General features: G+C 60.0%; 17 protein-coding genes. 12 read left to right on the top strand and 5 right to left on the bottom strand.

The genetic code is table 11. From position 1 onward, the window contains the following. Nucleotides 1–53: 53 nt before the first annotated feature. The 5 genes from petA (at nt 54) to HDE79_RS08580 (ending at nt 3,886) form a co-directional block, all read left to right on the top strand. Nucleotides 54–659, top strand: a complete 606-nt coding sequence (petA, locus tag HDE79_RS08600) for a ubiquinol-cytochrome c reductase iron-sulfur subunit (protein WP_184601516.1) — start codon at nt 54–56, stop codon at nt 657–659. Continuing rightward, entirely contained in the window at nt 659–1,960 is a 1,302-nt protein-coding gene (locus HDE79_RS08595; protein WP_184601515.1) for a cytochrome bc complex cytochrome b subunit, read from the top strand. The genes petA and HDE79_RS08595 overlap by 1 nt, the downstream gene beginning before the upstream one ends. A gap of 31 nt (nt 1,961–1,991) precedes the next feature. Beyond that, a complete protein-coding gene (locus HDE79_RS08590; protein WP_184601647.1) occupies nt 1,992–2,741 on the top strand; it encodes a cytochrome c1 in 750 nt (249 codons plus the stop codon). A 70-nt stretch (nt 2,742–2,811) separates the two neighbouring features. Continuing rightward, nucleotides 2,812–3,450, top strand: a complete 639-nt coding sequence (locus HDE79_RS08585; protein ID WP_184601514.1) for a glutathione S-transferase N-terminal domain-containing protein — start codon at nt 2,812–2,814, stop codon at nt 3,448–3,450. Further along, nucleotides 3,437–3,886, top strand: coding sequence for a ClpXP protease specificity-enhancing factor (locus HDE79_RS08580; RefSeq protein ID WP_255483540.1), 450 nt, complete (start codon nt 3,437–3,439; stop codon nt 3,884–3,886). Before HDE79_RS08585 ends, HDE79_RS08580 begins: the two co-directional genes overlap by 14 nt. A 69-nt stretch (nt 3,887–3,955) precedes the next feature. Here HDE79_RS08580 and HDE79_RS08575 read toward each other — a convergent pair whose 3' ends face one another. The 4 genes from HDE79_RS08575 to HDE79_RS08560 form a co-directional block, all read right to left on the bottom strand. Beyond that, complete coding sequence (locus tag HDE79_RS08575; protein ID WP_184601513.1) at nt 3,956–4,363, bottom strand: DUF3301 domain-containing protein; 408 nt, start codon at nt 4,361–4,363, stop codon at nt 3,956–3,958. A 50-nt stretch (nt 4,364–4,413) separates the two neighbouring features. Next, nucleotides 4,414–5,271, bottom strand: coding sequence for a carboxylating nicotinate-nucleotide diphosphorylase (gene nadC, locus HDE79_RS08570; protein WP_184601512.1), 858 nt, complete (start codon nt 5,269–5,271; stop codon nt 4,414–4,416). Next, nucleotides 5,268–7,571 (bottom strand): DUF1631 domain-containing protein, encoded by a 2,304-nt coding sequence (locus HDE79_RS08565; protein WP_184601511.1) that lies wholly within the window; start codon nt 7,569–7,571, stop codon nt 5,268–5,270. Before HDE79_RS08565 ends, nadC begins: the two co-directional genes overlap by 4 nt. Nucleotides 7,572–7,712: 141 nt before the next feature. Continuing rightward, nucleotides 7,713–7,985, bottom strand: coding sequence for a Trm112 family protein (locus HDE79_RS08560; RefSeq protein ID WP_184601510.1), 273 nt, complete (start codon nt 7,983–7,985; stop codon nt 7,713–7,715). Nucleotides 7,986–8,053: 68 nt separating this feature from the next. Between HDE79_RS08560 and purE the strand changes: the two genes are divergently transcribed. Beyond that, nucleotides 8,054–8,557 carry a 5-(carboxyamino)imidazole ribonucleotide mutase gene (purE, locus tag HDE79_RS08555; protein WP_184601509.1) on the top strand — a complete coding sequence of 168 codons (504 nt, stop codon included), beginning with the start codon at nt 8,054–8,056 and terminating at the stop codon, nt 8,555–8,557. Further along, nucleotides 8,554–9,708: a 5-(carboxyamino)imidazole ribonucleotide synthase gene (locus HDE79_RS08550; RefSeq protein WP_184601508.1), complete on the top strand. Its 1,155-nt coding sequence runs from the start codon at nt 8,554–8,556 to the stop codon at nt 9,706–9,708. The genes purE and HDE79_RS08550 overlap by 4 nt, the downstream gene beginning before the upstream one ends. Before the next feature lie 89 nt (nt 9,709–9,797). Here the strand turns inward: HDE79_RS08550 and HDE79_RS08545 are convergent, their stop codons facing one another. Then, nucleotides 9,798–10,376 (bottom strand): Fe-Mn family superoxide dismutase, encoded by a 579-nt coding sequence (locus tag HDE79_RS08545; protein ID WP_184601507.1) that lies wholly within the window; start codon nt 10,374–10,376, stop codon nt 9,798–9,800. Between the two features lie 112 nt (nt 10,377–10,488). On the opposite strand from HDE79_RS08545, the gene grxD reads away from it, so the two are divergent. The 5 genes from grxD (at nt 10,489) to HDE79_RS08520 (ending at nt 16,994) form a co-directional block, all read left to right on the top strand. Then, nucleotides 10,489–10,812 carry a Grx4 family monothiol glutaredoxin gene (grxD, locus tag HDE79_RS08540; RefSeq protein WP_184601645.1) on the top strand — a complete coding sequence of 108 codons (324 nt, stop codon included), beginning with the start codon at nt 10,489–10,491 and terminating at the stop codon, nt 10,810–10,812. Beyond that, on the top strand, nt 10,812–11,579 hold the full coding sequence (locus HDE79_RS08535) for an SDR family NAD(P)-dependent oxidoreductase (RefSeq protein WP_184601506.1): 768 nt from the start codon (nt 10,812–10,814) through the stop codon (nt 11,577–11,579). The genes grxD and HDE79_RS08535 overlap by 1 nt, the downstream gene beginning before the upstream one ends. Before the next feature lie 79 nt (nt 11,580–11,658). After that, nucleotides 11,659–12,258, top strand: coding sequence for a YhgN family NAAT transporter (locus tag HDE79_RS08530; protein WP_184601505.1), 600 nt, complete (start codon nt 11,659–11,661; stop codon nt 12,256–12,258). Nucleotides 12,259–12,351: 93 nt separating this feature from the next. Next, a complete protein-coding gene (locus HDE79_RS08525) occupies nt 12,352–14,064 on the top strand; it encodes a lysophospholipid acyltransferase family protein (protein ID WP_184601504.1) in 1,713 nt (570 codons plus the stop codon). Between the two features lie 482 nt (nt 14,065–14,546). Continuing rightward, entirely contained in the window at nt 14,547–16,994 is a 2,448-nt protein-coding gene (locus HDE79_RS08520) for a TonB-dependent receptor (RefSeq protein ID WP_184601503.1), read from the top strand. Nucleotides 16,995–17,129 lie beyond the last annotated feature (135 nt).

Below are 17,129 nucleotides of genomic sequence, written 5' to 3'. Positions count from 1 at the left end.
GCGATTTTTGAGGGGTCCCAAACCCCATCCTTAGAACACTTCCGGAGAGCCTGATGGCGAATGAAGTTGTCGACCACGGCCGCCGCCGTTTCCTGACAGCAGCCACCGCGGTGGTCGGGGGTGTTGGGGTCGTCTCGGTGGCAGTACCCTTCATCAAGTCATGGGAACCCAGCGCTCGCGCCAAGGCTGCCGGTGCTCCGGTCACCCAGTCGCTAGCCAAGATCGAAAGTGGTCAGCAGCTGATCGTCGGCTGGCGCAGCTTGCCGGTATTCATCGTCAATCGCACCAAGGATCAGCTGGCGACCCTGCCGACGCAGGATTCGCGCCTGGTCGATCCCAAGTCGGACGGCAGTTCGGCGCAGCAGCAACCCAAGTACGCGCAGAATGAGTCCCGCTCGATCAAGCCCGAGTGGCTGGTGATGATCGGCATCTGCACTCACCTGGGCTGCGTGCCGGGGTATGTGGGCGAGATGAAACCCGAGCCATTCGATCCGAACTGGAAGGGCGGCTACTACTGCCCCTGCCATCATTCGCGCTATGACATGGCCGGCCGCGTCTATCAGGGCGTGCCAGCACCGAAGAACATGCAGATCCCCCCGTATCACTTCATTGACGATACGACCATCCAGATTGGCGTCGATCCCAAGGGGGCTGCGTAATGGCCAACGTGTTCACCAACATCGGCGACTGGGTCGGCGATCGGGCGCCCGGGCTTGCACCGTTCTATCGCAAGCACATGACCGAATACTACGCACCGAAGAATTTCAATCTTTGGTACTACTTCGGCGTGCTGGCGATCGTGGTGCTGGTCAACCAGATCCTCACCGGCATCTTTCTCACGATGAACTACAACCCGAGTGCGGCGGGTGCGTTCGACTCTGTGCAGTACATCATGCGCGACGTGGAGTGGGGCTGGCTGATCCGCTACATGCACTCCACCGGTGCGTCGCTGTTCTTCGTGGTGGTATTTCTGCACATGTTCCGCGGCCTCATGTACGGCTCGTACAAGAAACCGCGCGAGATGGTCTGGCTGCTGGGCATGCTGATCTTCCTGGTGCTGATGGCCGAGGCCTTCATGGGCTACGTGCTGCCGTGGGGCAACATGTCGTTCTGGGGCGCCAAGGTGATCATCTCGCTGTTCGGCACCATTCCGGTAATCGGCAGTACCTTGGTCGAGTGGATCATGGGCGACTTCCTGCCGGCTGATGCCACGCTCAACCGCTTCTTTGCATTGCATGTGATCGCGCTGCCGATCGTGCTGCTGCTTTTGGTTGTGTTGCACATCTTTGCGCTGCACGAAGTGGGTTCGAACAATCCCGACGGTGTTGACATCAAGCATGGCCCGAAGGGCAATCGCTGGGATGCGACCAAGCCGGCTGACGGTGTCCCGTTCCACCCGTATTACACGGTGCACGATCTGGTCGGCATCGGCTTCCTGCTGATGATCGCGGCCTTCATCATCTTCTTTGCGCCGACCTTCGGTGGCTGGTTCCTCGAGCACGACAACTCGATCATGGCCAACAATCTGGTCACGCCGGCCGAGATCAAGCCGGTTTGGTACTTCACGCCGTTCTACGCGATCGTGCGGATGATTCCGTCATTCTTCGGCACCGCCGTATGGGGTGTGCTGGCGATGTTCGGTGCGATTGCGGTGCTGTTCTTCCTGCCGTGGTTCGATCGTGGCCAGGTTCGCTCGATCCGCTATCGCGGTACCGGTTACAAGGTCGCACTGGGCTTGTTTGTGGTCGCTTTCCTGGGACTGGGTGCAGTCGGCACAGGTATAACGGCCGAAGTGATCCCGGAGTGGTTCGGCAACGTCGACCTCACCACCTGGGAAAATCTGTTTGGCCGCGTGATGACGTTTATCTACTTCGGCTTCTTCCCGTTCCTGTGGGCTTACACGCACTTCGGCTGGGAAAAGACCAAGCCGGTGCCGGAGCGGGTGACCGGGCATGACTAATCCAACGATCCTCATGAAGCGGCGGCCCCTGATGAAGCAGCGGTACCTGAGCAAGCGTTTTTTGTCTGCGGTGGCCATGGCGTTCGGACTGCTGCTCGGCAGCGTGTCGGCGCAGGCGGCGGAAGAATCCGCCCTGATGACGTCCGGTGCCAGTGTGCGCGATCAGGCGTCGCTGCAGCGCGGTGCAAAGCTGTTCTTCAACTACTGCGTCGGCTGTCACTCGCTGAAGTACGTGCGCTATTCACGTATCGCAGAGGATTTGAATCTGTCCGAGCAGGACGTGATGCAGAACCTCAATTTCACCGGTGGCAAGTTCGACGACCAGGTGATCTCGCACATGCCGGCCGACTCGGCCACCAAGTGGTTCGGCAAGGCGCCACCAGATCTGTCGCTGGAAGTCAGTGCCAAGGGTGAGGACTGGGTTTATACCTACCTCAATTCGTTCTACCTCGATCCGCATAGCCCGATCGGCTGGAACAATACGGTACTGCCCAACGCCGCCATGCCGTTTCCGCTGGCCGAATTGCAGGGTCTGCAGACCGCGGTGATGAAGCCGGGTACTACCGACGTGGTGGAAAAGCTGGAGATCTCGCACCCGGGCACGATGACGCCGGCGCAGTACCAGCAGTCGATGCGCGATCTGACCAGCTTCCTGGAGTACGCCTCGGAGCCAGCCGCTTTGCAGCGTGCCCACTACGGCATCTGGGTGGTGCTGTTCCTGGCGTTCTTCACCCTGCTGGCATACGTGCTCAACAAGGAATACTGGAAAGACGTCCATTAAACCGGATGGGCATCATCCGATTGCGGCGGCCACGAGCCGCCGTAGTCGTCTAACCGATAGGGAAACGCGCATGGTTCAGAGCGCCCGCTCGCGTAACGTATTGACGCTTTACACCACCGCCGATGACATCCAGTGTCATCGGGCAAGGCTCGTACTGGCCGCCAAAGGCGTGAGCTATGAACGTGTGCTGGTGGATCATGCCAAGCCGCCGGAAGATCTGATCGATCTGAATCCGTATGTCACCACGCCGACGCTGGTCGATCGCGATCTGACCCTGTTTGACACATCGATGGTGTGCGAATATCTGGACGAGCGTTATCCGCACCCGCCACTGATGCCGATCGACCCGCTGTCGCGCGCGCGCCTGCGCGTGGCCGCGGTGCGCATCGAGAAGGACTGGCTGAGCGAAGTGGACGTTATCCGTGCCGGCGGGCGTCCAGCGGATGCAGCGCGCAAACGGTTGCGCCAACATTTGCTGGCCAGCCTGCCGCTGTTCAAGGCATCGAAATTCTTTCTCAATCCGGAAATGAGCCTGGTCGATTGCCTGGTGGCGCCGGTGATCTGGCGACTGTCGTGGCTCGGCGTCGAGCTGGGTCGCGAAGGCAAGCCGATCATCGATTACGGCGAACGTTTGTTTCATAGTCAGGGTTTTGCGCGCAGCATGACCGATCAGGAAAAAGGCATGCGGCAACTCCATGAGCAAGAATGAACCCACATCGATGAGCTCGAATCGTCCGTACTTGCTGCGGGCGATCTACGACTGGATCAGCGATAACGACCTCACTCCCTACGTACTGGTCGATGCCGCCGTCGAAGGCGTACGCGTGCCGCCGCAGGTGATCAAGAACGGGCAGGTCGTGCTGAACCTGGCGATGCGTGCGGTGGCCAATCTGGATCTGGGCAACGAGTGGATCAGCTTCTCGGCTCGATTCTCCGGCGTCAGCCAGACGATCAATATTCCAGTGCAAGCCGTGTTGGCACTCTATGCCCAGGAAAATGGGCAGGGCATGATGTTTCCGGCTGAAGAGGGTGGCGATAATCCACCGCCGGATGTTCCCGATGACGCACCGCCGGCGCCAAGTGCAGAGCAGCAGGGTGGCGACAAGCCCAAGCGCGGTGCACCGCATTTGCGCGTGGTCAAATAATATTCGCGGGGAACACGCTGTCTGCGGAGTACTTCGGTCTGGAGTCTTGCGTAGTCGCCGCAGATAGCGCTAATGAAGCCGGTCGTCCGGTCGACGGCCAGGATGCAGTGGCACGACATTGCTCGATGCCTTGGCCAGCGCGGATGCCACGATCGATTCGGCAGAAGCCAGTTCGATCGTTGGGAGGCTGAGGCCGCTCAAGGCATCACCGATCATCCAGAGTCGGCCCGGCTCGCGGTCATCCCCATCGATGCTGACTTCAAAGGCATAGCCGCGTTCGACCCTGCGCAGCCCATTGACGCGACGCAGGCGCACAGCCCGCAGACCGACGCTTTCATCGAGCAACTGCAGTCCATGTTGCTGGCATTGCCGGCGTGCTTCGTTCACCGCTCGCTCGCGGGCGGCGGTCAACTTCAGCCACAGCACAACGATGGCGCAAAAAGCCAACAGCGCCAACATGTTTTCGACGTCGCTCATGCCTGCAGTGTGTGGGCGTGGTGAGCTGCGCGCAAGGCGACGGCTGGAGATCAGTCCAGGCGCAGCCGCAAGGACAGGTCGATCGCCCGGACATGTTTGGTCAGCGCGCCGACGGAAATGAAATCCACACCAGTATGAGCAAATGCTGCGATCGTTTCGAGTCCGACATTGCCGGACACTTCAAGCGGCACGCGCCCGGCCGTGAACTGCACGGCTTCCGCCATCAGCGGCAGCGGGAAATTGTCCAGCATGATCCGGTCCACGCGAGCGTCGATCGCTTGCGCCAGCTCGCTGAGATTTTCCACCTCGACTTCCAGCATCAATGTCGGATGAAGCTGGCGCGCGGCATCTACCGCGGCGGCAATGCTGCCAGCGGCAATGATGTGGTTTTCCTTGACCAGAATGGCGTCGTACAAACCCATCCGCTGGTTGTAGCCACCGCCGCAGCGCACCGCGTATTTCTGCGCAAGACGCATGCCGGGTACGGTTTTCCGGGTGTCCAGCAAGCGTGTTGTCGTGCTTGCCAGCGCGGCGACATAGGCGGCGGCTTGCGTGGCAGTGCCGGACAGCAACTGGAGGAAGTTCAGCGCCGTACGCTCGGCGCTGACCAGGGCCCGCGCTTTTCCGGACAAGCGGCAGATCACGGCGCCGGGCGCAACGCGCTGGCCGTCGGCCGTATGCCAGTCGATCTGCACGGAGGGGTCCATCCGGCGGAAGCAGGCCTCGAACCAAGGGATGCCCGCAATGACGGCGCTTTCGCGGCAGGTCAACTCGGCCTGGGCTTGCGCACCGGCCGGTAGTAATTCAGCGGTAGCGTCGCCGGGCCCTAGATCTTCGGCGAAGGCGCGTTCGATGTCGGCGGAAATTTGGGCAGCAGAGGGCGGGTCGAACGATGGTGCTGAACTCACTGGGCGGGGTTCTCTGGCTGACTCAGGCGGCCGACAATCGAACTCATGGCGCGGTCGAACAAGGCATTGGCCGCGAGCACTATGGCGTGGCCATCGGCCAGCAATACCGCCAGTTCCTCTGGCGCATAGTCTGCCACTTTCAGACCGCGGCGATTGACGAAAAGATAGCGGCCGGTCATCGGGCTGATCCACGAGAGCTTGGCGCGTTCCATGGCCTGGTCGGTGTTGCTGAATTCCAGCCAGGTACCCGGCTGAAGCGCCTGTACCTGATGCCACTCCGGGCTGTCTAGCGGCACCATCACCGAATCGACGTCGTGACTGGTACCTACCTTGGCGTCCTGATCGACGATGGGTTGGATCGTATCGGGCATCGTCCGCATGACGGTGTCCTCTTCCACGGGTACGCCTTCAGGCTCGTCGAGCGTTTCACCGAGCTGCTGGCGGTAATAGGCGTGCAGTTGGCCGAGCAATCGCTCGATGTCCTGTTCCTGAAAGGCCACGTTGGCCAGGCCAAGACGCAGCGAGCGCTCTATCCCTGGCAGCATCTCACGGAGCAGCTTTCGGCTTTCAGCATCGTTTGCAAGCCTCGTGCTGGCGATGAAGTCATCGACAAAATGCAGCGCACTCCTGAACTCGTTCGATGCTTCGCCCTGTCGCAGCAGGGTCAGCACCAGATGATTGGCCCAAGCCCGTGCGAGCACGCCATGCACCAGCGGTGGCAGCTGGTGCTGGCCGATGCGATCGATGATTTCACGCGCCGCACGTCGACGGGCCTGCTCGAGTTTTTCGCGGCCGCGGGTGGACTCGGCAACACGCTGCTCGGCGAGTTCGGAGCGGCGCTTGTTGACGTCGTGGAATTGCTGCAAATCGACCAGCAGCCGGTCGAAGATGCTCATGTCATCGTCGAACTCGTGCAGCAGCTTCTCGACGATCACTTTGACTTTTTCATGCAGGCGGCGATCGCGATCGGACTCTTCCGACCAGCCCTTGGCCTGTTCGGCCAATCCGTCAAGCAGTCGACGCGCCGGATGCTGACGATGGGCGAACATCTTGCGGTCGAGAATGGCGGCCTTGAGGTAGGGAATCTGCAGACGTGCCAGCATTACCTGCATCTCGGCAGGCAGGTTGCGGTCTTCCAGAATGAATTCGAACAGCATGCCGACCAGGTCGATGGTGTCCTCATCGATGGTGGCGACATGGCTGGGGCGCTCGCCGCGCAGCGCACCCACCTGGTTCAGGAGTTGTGCCTTCAGTTGCATCACTTCGCGGCTGAGATCGGCGGCGTCGTGATCAGACATTGTCTGCGGCAACGGACCGGCGCTGGCGATCTGGCTCTGCAGCACGCTCAGCGCGCCAAGCAATTCATGCGCTGAAGGCAACGGTCCGGTTGGCGTGGAGCCTGCGCCGCCAACGCCGCTGGTTCCGTTGCCGAATCCGGCACTGGCTGGTGCGCGGCGTGCACTGAATAAGGCGTGGAGGGTTTGCAGCAGGTCGTTCGGTATTTCACCGGACTCTTCCGTCGCGGCGACTGATCTGGTCGCGACCTCATCGCCCGAGGCTTTCGCCGTACTGGTGCGGCCATGGCTGCTGCCGCGCACAAGCTCATGCCGCAGCTGCGGCAGCACGCCGGCATCAACCAGCTCGTCGTTGATTTCCTGATAGAGCTCTTCCAGCGACGACAGTACATACCGATCGAACAGCTTGTAGATGATCAGCTTGACGCGCATATCCGCGGTGAGTTCGCGCAGTGCCTGACGAAATGCCTGCGAGAGAAACGCAGGCGCCACCGGATTGCTGGCATCGTCGATCTTGTGGCCGCCGCAGATGACCGACAACCGCTGGTTGACCGCAAACAGATCGCGCGACAAGCGCGAGTCGTTCTTGCTGATCATGCTGGTGATCGCCAGCGACTCTTCGAGTTCGTTGTCAGCCACCAGCGACAGCTCCACTCCGTTATTGGATGGCATCGGTGAGGCGAATGTTGATGGCGACTTCGGATGGGTCAGCTCGCCCAGCTCACGGTTGATGGCCGCCAGAAAATGGCGTTCCACCAATGGCCGGCGTTTGCGTACATCGCGCATGCCGTCGAAGTAGTGCATCTGGGCGGCATTGTTTTCCGCTTTCTCGGCCAGATCGAACAGTGCGTCGTCGACTTGTTCGAAGGTATTGTTGACCCACTGCTGCAACCGCCGATTGGCGATGGCGCGGACAGCATTCAATAGCTCTCCAACCCGTTCGCTGGATGGATCCAGGCGCGGGCCGAGATTGACGATCTTTGAAGAGTCACTGACTTCGTTCATCGCCACGCCTTGGGGTATTGCTGCACGCAATCATAAAGCACGCGGTGAGAGTCTGACGGCCCGCCCTGAGGCTGACGATAGGCCAAACCGGGCGGCGTGTCATGCACATATAGCAGAACCGAGAACTGTACCCCAAACGAATCAGGCGCCAGCAGGGAAGTCGGTCAGCTGGGTGGTGCCGATGCCTTCCTCGGGCAACATCACCGGGATGCCGTCCTCGATGCGATAGATCACCTTGCGATCGGTGGTGATCAGGGCCTCGGAAATCTTCTCGCGAACGGGTACGCCGGTGACCGAATCGACCTGGCCGGCGACGACGGCACCGTTGAGCGCATCAAGCTCATGCTTGCTCAGCAGTCGAACCGGTGTCTTGCTCACCGGGCAGCACAAAATATCGAGTAGACGCTTGTCCATGGCGGGTTCGCAGGGTGTGCCGGAGCAGGGGAAAGCTTGTACGATAACCGTTTTTGGACGGCCCGGCCATGACATCGACAACCAATCCGCTGCGCATAGGCGTAGTGATGGGCTCGCGCTCTGACTGGGACACCATGCAGCACGCGGCCAGCGTGCTGGAAGAGCTGGGTGTGTCGCACGAAGTGCGCGTGGTGTCGGCGCACCGCACGCCCGATTTGCTGTTTCGTTATGCCGAAGAAGCGGTTGGCCGGGGTATCCAGGTGATCATCGCCGGTGCCGGCGGGGCCGCACATCTGCCTGGCATGCTGGCGGCGAAAACGCGATTACCCGTGCTTGGCGTGCCGGTGCAGTCGAAAGCGCTCAATGGCATGGATTCGCTGCTTTCGATTGCGCAGATGCCGGCCGGTATTCCCGTGGGTACGCTGGCAATCGGTCGGGCGGGTGCGGTAAATGCTGGTTTGCTGGCCGTTTCCGTGCTGGCCTTGCATGACCCCGAACTTGCCACGGCGCTGGACGCGTGGCGTGCCAGGCAGACGCAGGCGGTACTCGATCAGCCGGATCCGCGGCAGTGACTGATCGCAAACAGCGGGTGCTCGGGGTTCTGGGTGGTGGTCAGCTGGCGCGCATGCTGGCGTTGGCGGCCGCGCCGCTGGGCGTAAAAACCTTGGTGGTGGATAGCTCGGCGGAAGCGTGTGCGGGACAAGTCGCTCCGCTGGTGGTTGCCGACTGGACGGATTACGCGGCGCTGGAAGCGTTTGCCGCGAAGGTCGATGTGGTCACCTTCGATTTCGAGAACGTGCCGGCTGAGACGGCCCGCTGGTTGGCCGAGCGCGTTGCCGTCTTTCCTTCGCCGCAGGCATTGGCCATCGCGCAGGACAGGCTGGCCGAGAAAACCCTGTTCCGCGAATGTGGCTTGCAGACGCCCGAATTCATGGCCGTCGATTCACGTGAGGCGCTGGATCAGGCGTTGGCCAAGGTCGGCGCGCCGGCGATCCTCAAGACGCGGCGGCTGGGTTATGACGGCAAGGGTCAGTTCCGGCTGAAAAGCATCGCTGATGCTGACACGGCGTGGACGGCGCTGGGCGCGCAGGCGTCGACGCATGGACTGATCCTGGAAGCCTTCGTGCCGTTCGAGCGAGAGCTGTCGGTGATCGCTGTGCGTGGTCGCGACGGCGCATTCGGCACGTGGCCATTAACGCAAAACTGGCATGTCGATGGCGTGCTCTCGATGAGTCTGGCGCCCGCGTTGGACATTGCACAGTTGCAGCAACGCGCCACCGCGCTGGCGCAAATGCTGGCCGAGCGGCTGGATTACGTCGGCGTGTTCGCTCTCGAACTCTTCGTGAAAGACGGCGAGTTGCTGGGCAACGAAATGGCGCCACGGGTGCATAACTCTGGCCATTGGACGATCGAGGGCGCACATACCAGCCAGTTTGAGAACCACGTACGTGCGGTGCTCGACCTGCCGCTGGGCGACACCGGCGCTCGTGGTGCATCGGCAATGTTCAACTGGATCGGTGATCTGCCCGACGCTGCGCCGGTGCTACGCGCCATCGACGCGCACTGGCACGACTATGGCAAGCAGGCACGACCGGGCCGCAAGGTCGGGCATGCCACGCTCTGCGCGCCGGATGCGAGCGAGCTTGCTGTGCGATTGACGGAGCTGGCTAAGGCGTTGGGTCGAGTGGAGCAGGCGGCGCACACCGTACAGGCACTTCGATAAAACGCAGCCTCGCCGGCTTTTGACATCCATGCAATGAAAAAACGGAGCCGCAGGGGCTCCGTCTTTGTCTCAAGCGATGGACTTGTGAATCAAGCCAGGTTGCTGGCCGCAAATTCCCAGTTCACCAGATTCCAGAACGCCTCGACGTACTTCGGACGGGCATTGCGGTAATCGATGTAGTAAGCGTGTTCCCACACGTCGGTGGTGAACAGCGGCTTGTCGCTGCCGGTGATCGGCGTTGCGGCGTTCGACGTATTGACGATGCCGAGTGAGCCATCCGGACGTTGCACCAGCCAGGTCCAGCCCGAGCCGAAATTGCCGGCGGCGGATTTGCTGAACTCTTCCTTGAACTTGTCGAACGAACCAAAGGCCTTGTCGATCGCGTCGGCGAGCTTGCCGGTGGGGGCACCACCGCCTTTGGGGCTCATCGAGTGCCAGTAGAACGTGTGGTTCCAGATCTGCGCGGCGTTGTTGAACACGCCGCCGGAGGATTTCTTGATGATGTCTTCCAGCTTGGCGTCGGCAAACTCGGTGCCTTCGATCAGCTTGTTGAGATTGGTCACGTAGGCCTGATGATGCTTGCCGTAGTGATATTCCAGTGTTTCGGCGGAAATATGGGGCTCAAGCGCATTCTTTTCATACGGAAGCGGGGGCAGTTCGATCGCCATGAGTGGCTCCTTAGCGGTGGCTGGGGGAGATTGACCGGTTCAGCAGACGGCGGCCAGTGGGTGACTGGTACAATACCGATCTGCCTGCATTGTAAAGATGAAACGCGAAGCTATGGACATTAACGAGCGAATCCAGACGATCTTGGCCGAGCATCCCATCGTGCTTTTCATGAAAGGCACGCCGCAGTTTCCCATGTGCGGCTTCTCCAGCCGTGCGGCGAAAGCACTCACCAAGGCGGGTGCCGATTTCCACACGGTCAACATATTGGCGGATCCACAGCTGCGCTCGGGCTTGCCGCACTTTGCCAACTGGCCTACGTTTCCGCAGCTGTTTATTCAAGGCGAGCTGATCGGCGGTTGCGATATCGTCGAAGACTTGAACGCTGCCGGTGAGCTGGCGCGCATGGCCAACGACGTCGCCGGGATAGCGAATTAATGACGTTACCGGTTTCCCGATTGCCGGCCGACTGGGCGCCGGCTGCCGATGTGTTGAGCGATCGCGTGGTGGTGGTCACCGGTGCCTACGGTGGTCTTGGCGCAGCGGTATCGCGCGCGGCAGCGCGTGCGGGCGCCACGGTGGTCATCACCGGCAAGCGCAAGCGCCAGTTGGAGCAGCTCTACGACGCCATGCTTGCCGAAGGTCTGAGCGAGCCGGTGATTCATCCGCTCGATATGGAATCGGCCACGCCGCGTGAATACGAAGCCCTGGCCGATGGGCTGCAGCGTGACTTTGGTCGGCTCGACGGCATTGTCCACGCGGCGGCCAGCTTTGCCGGTCTGAGCCCGATTGCGATGCACAAACCGGACGACTGGCTGCGCGCGATGCACGTCAACGTCTCCGCGCCGTTTGCGCTGACTCAGGCTTGTATGCCGTTGCTGACGCAGGCAAGCGATAGTTCGGTGGTGTTCGTGCTGGACGATCCCGAGCTGCTGCAGCGCGCACACTGGGGTGCGTACGGCGTGTCGAAGGCGGCGCTGGAACGGTTTGTGGCCATTCTTCATCAGGAGACGGATGCCAGCCCGATGCGCGTGAATGCCTTGCTCCCACCGCCGATGCGCACGGCGTTGCGGCGACAGGCGTATTTTGGCGAAGACATCATGCAGCGGCCGCTGCCCGATGCCGCGGCGGCGGCCGCCGTCTATCTACTAAGCGCACAGTCTGTTGAATCGCGTGGTTCGATGCTGGACATGCGCGCCGACTGAAACACCCATCGGTGTGATCGATGCGGTAACGGTTATCCTGTGATGACCTCAAGGGGGATGATTCACGATGGAAACGGAGATGACCACGTTGTCGGCGGGGATCATGCTGTTTCTGATCATGGACCCGCTGGGCAATATCCCGTTCTTTTTGAGCTTGCTGAAGGACGTGCCGCCCAAGCGTCGGCGCGCAGTGATGGTGCGCGAACTGCTGATTGCGCTGGGCGTGCTGCTGGTATTCCTGTTTGGCGGCCAGCACATCCTCAAGCTGCTGCAGCTGAAGCCTGATTCGATCAGCATCGCCGGTGGCATTGTGCTGTTCCTCATCGGTATTCGCATGGTGTTTCCTCCGGCCGATGGCGGCGGCATCTTTGGCAAGCCGGGTGAGGGTGAGCCGTTTATCGTGCCGATGGCGATTCCCGGCGTGGCTGGTCCGTCGGCGATGGCGGCGTTGCTGCTGCTGACCAATACGCAGCCAGGCCGTACCGCCGACTGGGTTACCGCTCTGGTGCTGGCGTGGCTGGCCACTTCGCTGATTTTGCTGAGTGCCACCTATCTTTTCCGATGGCTGGGCGAGAGCGTGCTCACGGCACTGGAGCGGGTGATGGGCATGCTGCTGATTGCGCTATCGGTGCAGATGTTCATGTCCGGTGTCGCGTCCTTCATGCACGTAAGTTTGTGACCGAAACAGCGAATTAACTTCCGATTCGCATCAGCGTGACCGGCTCTTGTAACAATTGATCTTCAGGATGTGCGAAAACCTGAGGACACGGTCATGCTCTCTATCGAACAGACCCTTACCGAGCGGTTGCCCTGGCTCGCGTTGCACCCCAGAATTCGCCGCCCGATGGCAGACATGCTCGGGCGACTGGCCGACGAGGACGGTTTCAATCGGGTCCTCGACAAAGTCGGTGCCGCTGAAGGTTTTGATTTCGTCGAGCGCGTGCTGGATATGCTTGGCACCAGTTATCACGTGAGCCCGCGCGAGCGCGAAAATATTCCGGTGGACGGTGGCTTGCTGGTAGTGGCCAATCATCCGCTGGGTATGCAGGACGCACTGGCGGTGCTGCAACTGGTGGGCTCGGTGCGCAGCGATGTGCGCATCCTCGGCAATGACTGGCTAGCCGTTGTTCCGCAGCTGAAAAAATTGCTGTTGCCCGTCGATGTTTTCGGCAAGGGGGCGACATCTCGACTGCGCGGCATTTATCGCGCGCTCGATGAAGGTCAGGCGCTGATTGTATTTCCTGCCGGCGAAGTATCGCGAGTGCGTGCTGGCGGCGTACGTGATGGCCGCTGGTCGGACGGGTTCGCGAAGCTGGCGATGCGCCGCAAGGTGCCGGTATTGCCGATTCACGTCGCTGCACGCAATTCAGCCATGTTCTATGGCTTGTCGATGCTGGCCAAGCCACTGAGCACCGCCATGCTGCCGCGCGAGGCGGTGGCCGCGGGTAGTCGACGCATCGGATTCAGTATCGGCGCGCTGGTGAGCGCCGACGAGCTGGAGCTGCGCAGTGGCGGCTCATCCGAGCAAGCCGCGAAACTGATGCGTCGGCATGTGTATCGCGTCGGCCAGCATCGCGGGCTGATCTTTGGCGGTCAGGTACCGCTGGCGCATCCGGAACCGGTGGATCAAGTCGCTGCCGAATTGATGCAGTCGGAAAAGCTCGCCGATCTTGCCGATGGCAAACAGGCGTGGTTGTTCAAGGGCGCCCTCAATAGCGCGGTGATGCGTGAAATCGGCCGGTTGCGCGAATTGACGTTTCGCAAGGTTGGTGAGGGCACCGGCACGCGTCGTGATCTGGATGCCTACGATCCGCATTACGAGCATCTGGTGCTGTGGGATACCAAGGCGCTGCGCATCGTCGGCTCCTATCGCTTCGGTCACGGTGGCCGACTGTTAGCCGAGCGCGGCATGGCCGGGCTGTATACATCCAGCCTGTTCCATTATTCGCCGGCGCTGGAGTCACGCCTGACGCAGGGACTGGAGTTGGGCCGCAGCTTCGTGGCACCGGCTTACTGGCGATCGCGCGCGCTCGATCAGTTATGGCAAGGCATCGGGCTCTACCTTCAACGCCATCCGGATCTGCGTTACATGTTCGGCCCGGTCAGCATGTCAGTCAGCATGCCGCGCGAAGCGCGCGAGTGGATTGTGGCCGCGCATCGGCATTATTTTGGTGCGCCGGGCCTGGCCGAGGCACGTCAGCCGTTTGTCATCTCGACCGATGTCACTCAAGGCGTGCAGCAGGCGTTGCACGGCCTCGATGCATCGGCTGGTCTGGGCAAGCTCAAACATCATCTGGATGCGCTTGGCGTCAGCCTGCCGGTGCTGTATCGCCAATACGTCGATCTGGTCGACGCCGATGGCGTCCAGTTTCTCGATTTCGGCGAGGACCCCGGCTTTTCCGGATGCGTCGACGGTCTGGTCATGCTGGATCTGGCCAAGCTCAAGCCCGCCAAGCGGACACGCTACTTGGGCAAGACGGCCTAGCTATTCGCCTCGCTATTAAGTGCTCGCATTCGCTGATCGATAGCCGAGTCACACACTCGGCCTGAGTTGCTTCTAGCAAGTTCATGCGAAACCCGCCGACGCGGACCTGACGCATCTCTCCTGAATTTGACTTGGCCGAAGGCTTGATGGGGCGGTTGTGCGCCTGCGCCAGGAGAAAGGGCGGATGGCGGATTCGCAATATTTTACGATCATAAGCAGACTGAAAGTTTTGTAAAGACGTTGTAAAATTTGCATGTGATTATGGCGTGATTGCACTTCTAAAGATTCTGGGGAACGTCGTTACGAGCTTCAAGAAAATGCGCAAGCGCTGGTGATACCAGACGAATACGTTTTTTAACTGCGCAAATTCAGCATGGCGAGTGACGCGTGTTTTTGTGAGAAATGGGCAATCGCTGGCAACGGTCATCGCGCGATTCACGCCCCGCACCAACTAATTAATGACTCAATAAGGGATAAATTCAATGAAGCGAAACCACCTTTCCGCAGCGATTGCGCTTGCCTGTTTCATGACTGCTGGCGCTGTGATGGCGCAAACAGCCACTGATCAGGCTGCAAACACTGATACCACCACCCAGTCCGCGCAGCGCGTCGGTGTCTCCAGCACGTCGAACACCACAACGTCCAACGACACCAAGCGCGTGCAGCAATTGTCGGCGGTGCAGGTGGAGGGGAAATCTCTGTCGCTTGGTGGTGGCTTGATGTCGGTGCAGACAGCGCCGAAGGCTGTTTCGACGATTACCCGTGATGCCATCGTTCATGCGGCGCCAGGCGCCACGTTCGTGCAGTTGATCGACAGCATTCCGGGCGTCAATGCGTCCACTGACGACTTCAGTGGTCTGGCCAACGGCAACTACAGCATTCGCGGCTTCACCAGTGACGAAATCGGTACCACCGTCAACGGTGCACCGATCAACGACAGCGGTAACTACAAAATCTATTCGACCGAGTACGGCGACACCGAAAACATCGGCGACATCACCGTGCTGCAGGGTTATCCCGATGTGGATACGCCGATCAGCGGCGCCGCAGGCGGTTCCATCGCCTGGGCCACCATCGACCCGTCGCACAAGGCTGGTCTGGACGTGACGCAGACGTTTGGCAGCAACGATTACCGTCGCACTTTCGTTCGTCTGAATACCGGTGATACCGGCCCCGTGCGCTCGTGGTTGTCCTATTCCAACAACCAGGCCGATATGTGGCGTGGCCCCGGCTACCAGAACGTAACCAAGGTGGATGGCAAATCCATATGGACCATCGATGACAACAACTCCCTATCGGGGTCTTTCCAGTACAACCGTGAATCCAATATCGAGTACGCAAGCCTGACCAAGGCACAGGCTCAGCAGAACTATCACCAGAACTATGACGCGACGCTGCTGACGGCGACCGACACCAACTTCTACAAGTTGCATACCAATCCTTTCAGCAACTGGTTGGTGAGTCTGGACGGTGAGTTCAAGCTGAGTGACAGCCTGCACCTGTCCGTAGTGCCTTACTTCCAGTATGGCAACGGCGGCGCCGGCGGCGGTTCCGTTTTCACGGAATCGACGTCGCCGCTCAATTTGTACCAGTACAGCAATCAGGATCTGAACGGCAACGGCGTTGTGGGTGGCAAGAACAACAAGGCCTTGGCGTATTCGATCAGCAACACGTACACCTTGCGCCCCGGCGTCATCGCCAAGTTCAACCAGGACTTCGGCGAGAACAATAGCCTTGAGTACGGCTTCTGGTACGAGCGTCCGCGCCAGGAGCAGAGTGAAGCCTTCACCCCGGTGAATCCGACCACAGGTGTGCCCTCTGATATCCAGGGGTTGACCGACCTGATTCGCTACCCGAATGGCAGCATCCAGAAGCTCTACAACGAATACACGACAACGGAAACCCGCAAGGCTTTTGCCACGGACACATGGACGCCGAATGATTTCTGGACATTCACTGCCGGCACGTCTTTCCTGTCAGAAAAGCGCACTGGTTTTGACTATGAGTATCCGGGCTCGGTGCGAAGTGGCTACACGCAATACGGTGTGGACGATGCCAACGCGACGTATCACAAATGGAGCCCGACGGCGGGTGTGAAGTATCAGCTGAACGAGCAGAACCAATTTTATTTCGGTATCGGCAAAACGTTCCGTGCACCGATCAATGGTGCCATTCTGCAAAACGCCGCCGTGGCGAATGCGCCTGGTCAAACCACTCCGGCCAGCAACCTCGTCAACAAGCCTGAAACCGCAACCACGGCTGATCTTGGCTGGCGCTACTACGACGATAAGTTCTCGGCCAACGTGGATGCCTATGCGTCCAATCTCAATAACAAGCAGATTTCCGGCTTCGATGAGGTTACCTTCGCGACCGTTTACCTGTCCTTGCCCGTAGTCCACAACCGAGGGCTCAATACCGAAGCCAGCTACAAGGTCACGCCGAACTGGACGTTGTACGGTTCCTATACCTATACCAAGTCGACGCTGGAAGCCAACCTCAACACGTCCGGTGACGGTATCTATAACACCGAGGGTAAGACGCTGCTGAATACGCCGAAAAACATCGGCTACGTTCGCGTCAGCTATAACCAGGGACCGTTCTGGGCAAGCCTGGATGAGAAATATCGTGGCCCGATCTGGGGCGACTGGTCCAACACGCAGAAAGTCGGCGGTTATGCCACGCTCAATTTCAATGCAGGCTGGAACTTCGACGACTTTTCGTCCTTCATCCACAAGCCATACATCAAACTCAACTTGTTCAACATCACGGATCGCCAGGCACTCACCAATGCCAACAACATCAGTGCATTCCTCGCGTCCAATCCGGACAAGATCAAGGACGTGAACGGTACGACGTTGTATGCCTCGGAGCCTTACTACTCGCTGCTGGAAGGTCGTACGTTCTTTGTGACGTTCGGCGCATCGTTCTAAGAGTCAAGTCAACCGCTTGGCTGATGCAGTAATCGCACAATGCCCTCGCTAACGCGGGGGCATTGTCGTTTTGGTGGTTCGAATAGTTCTAAACGATTGCGGTACAGCGCAACTGTCCGTTGATCGCTTTTGATC

The sequence above is a fragment of the Rhodanobacter sp. MP1X3 genome, assembly GCF_014207165.1.
Lineage (GTDB): Bacteria > Pseudomonadota > Gammaproteobacteria > Xanthomonadales > Rhodanobacteraceae > Rhodanobacter.
The sequence above is the reverse complement of the archived record's forward strand: the minus strand, read 5'-3'. Positions and strand labels throughout refer to the sequence as shown.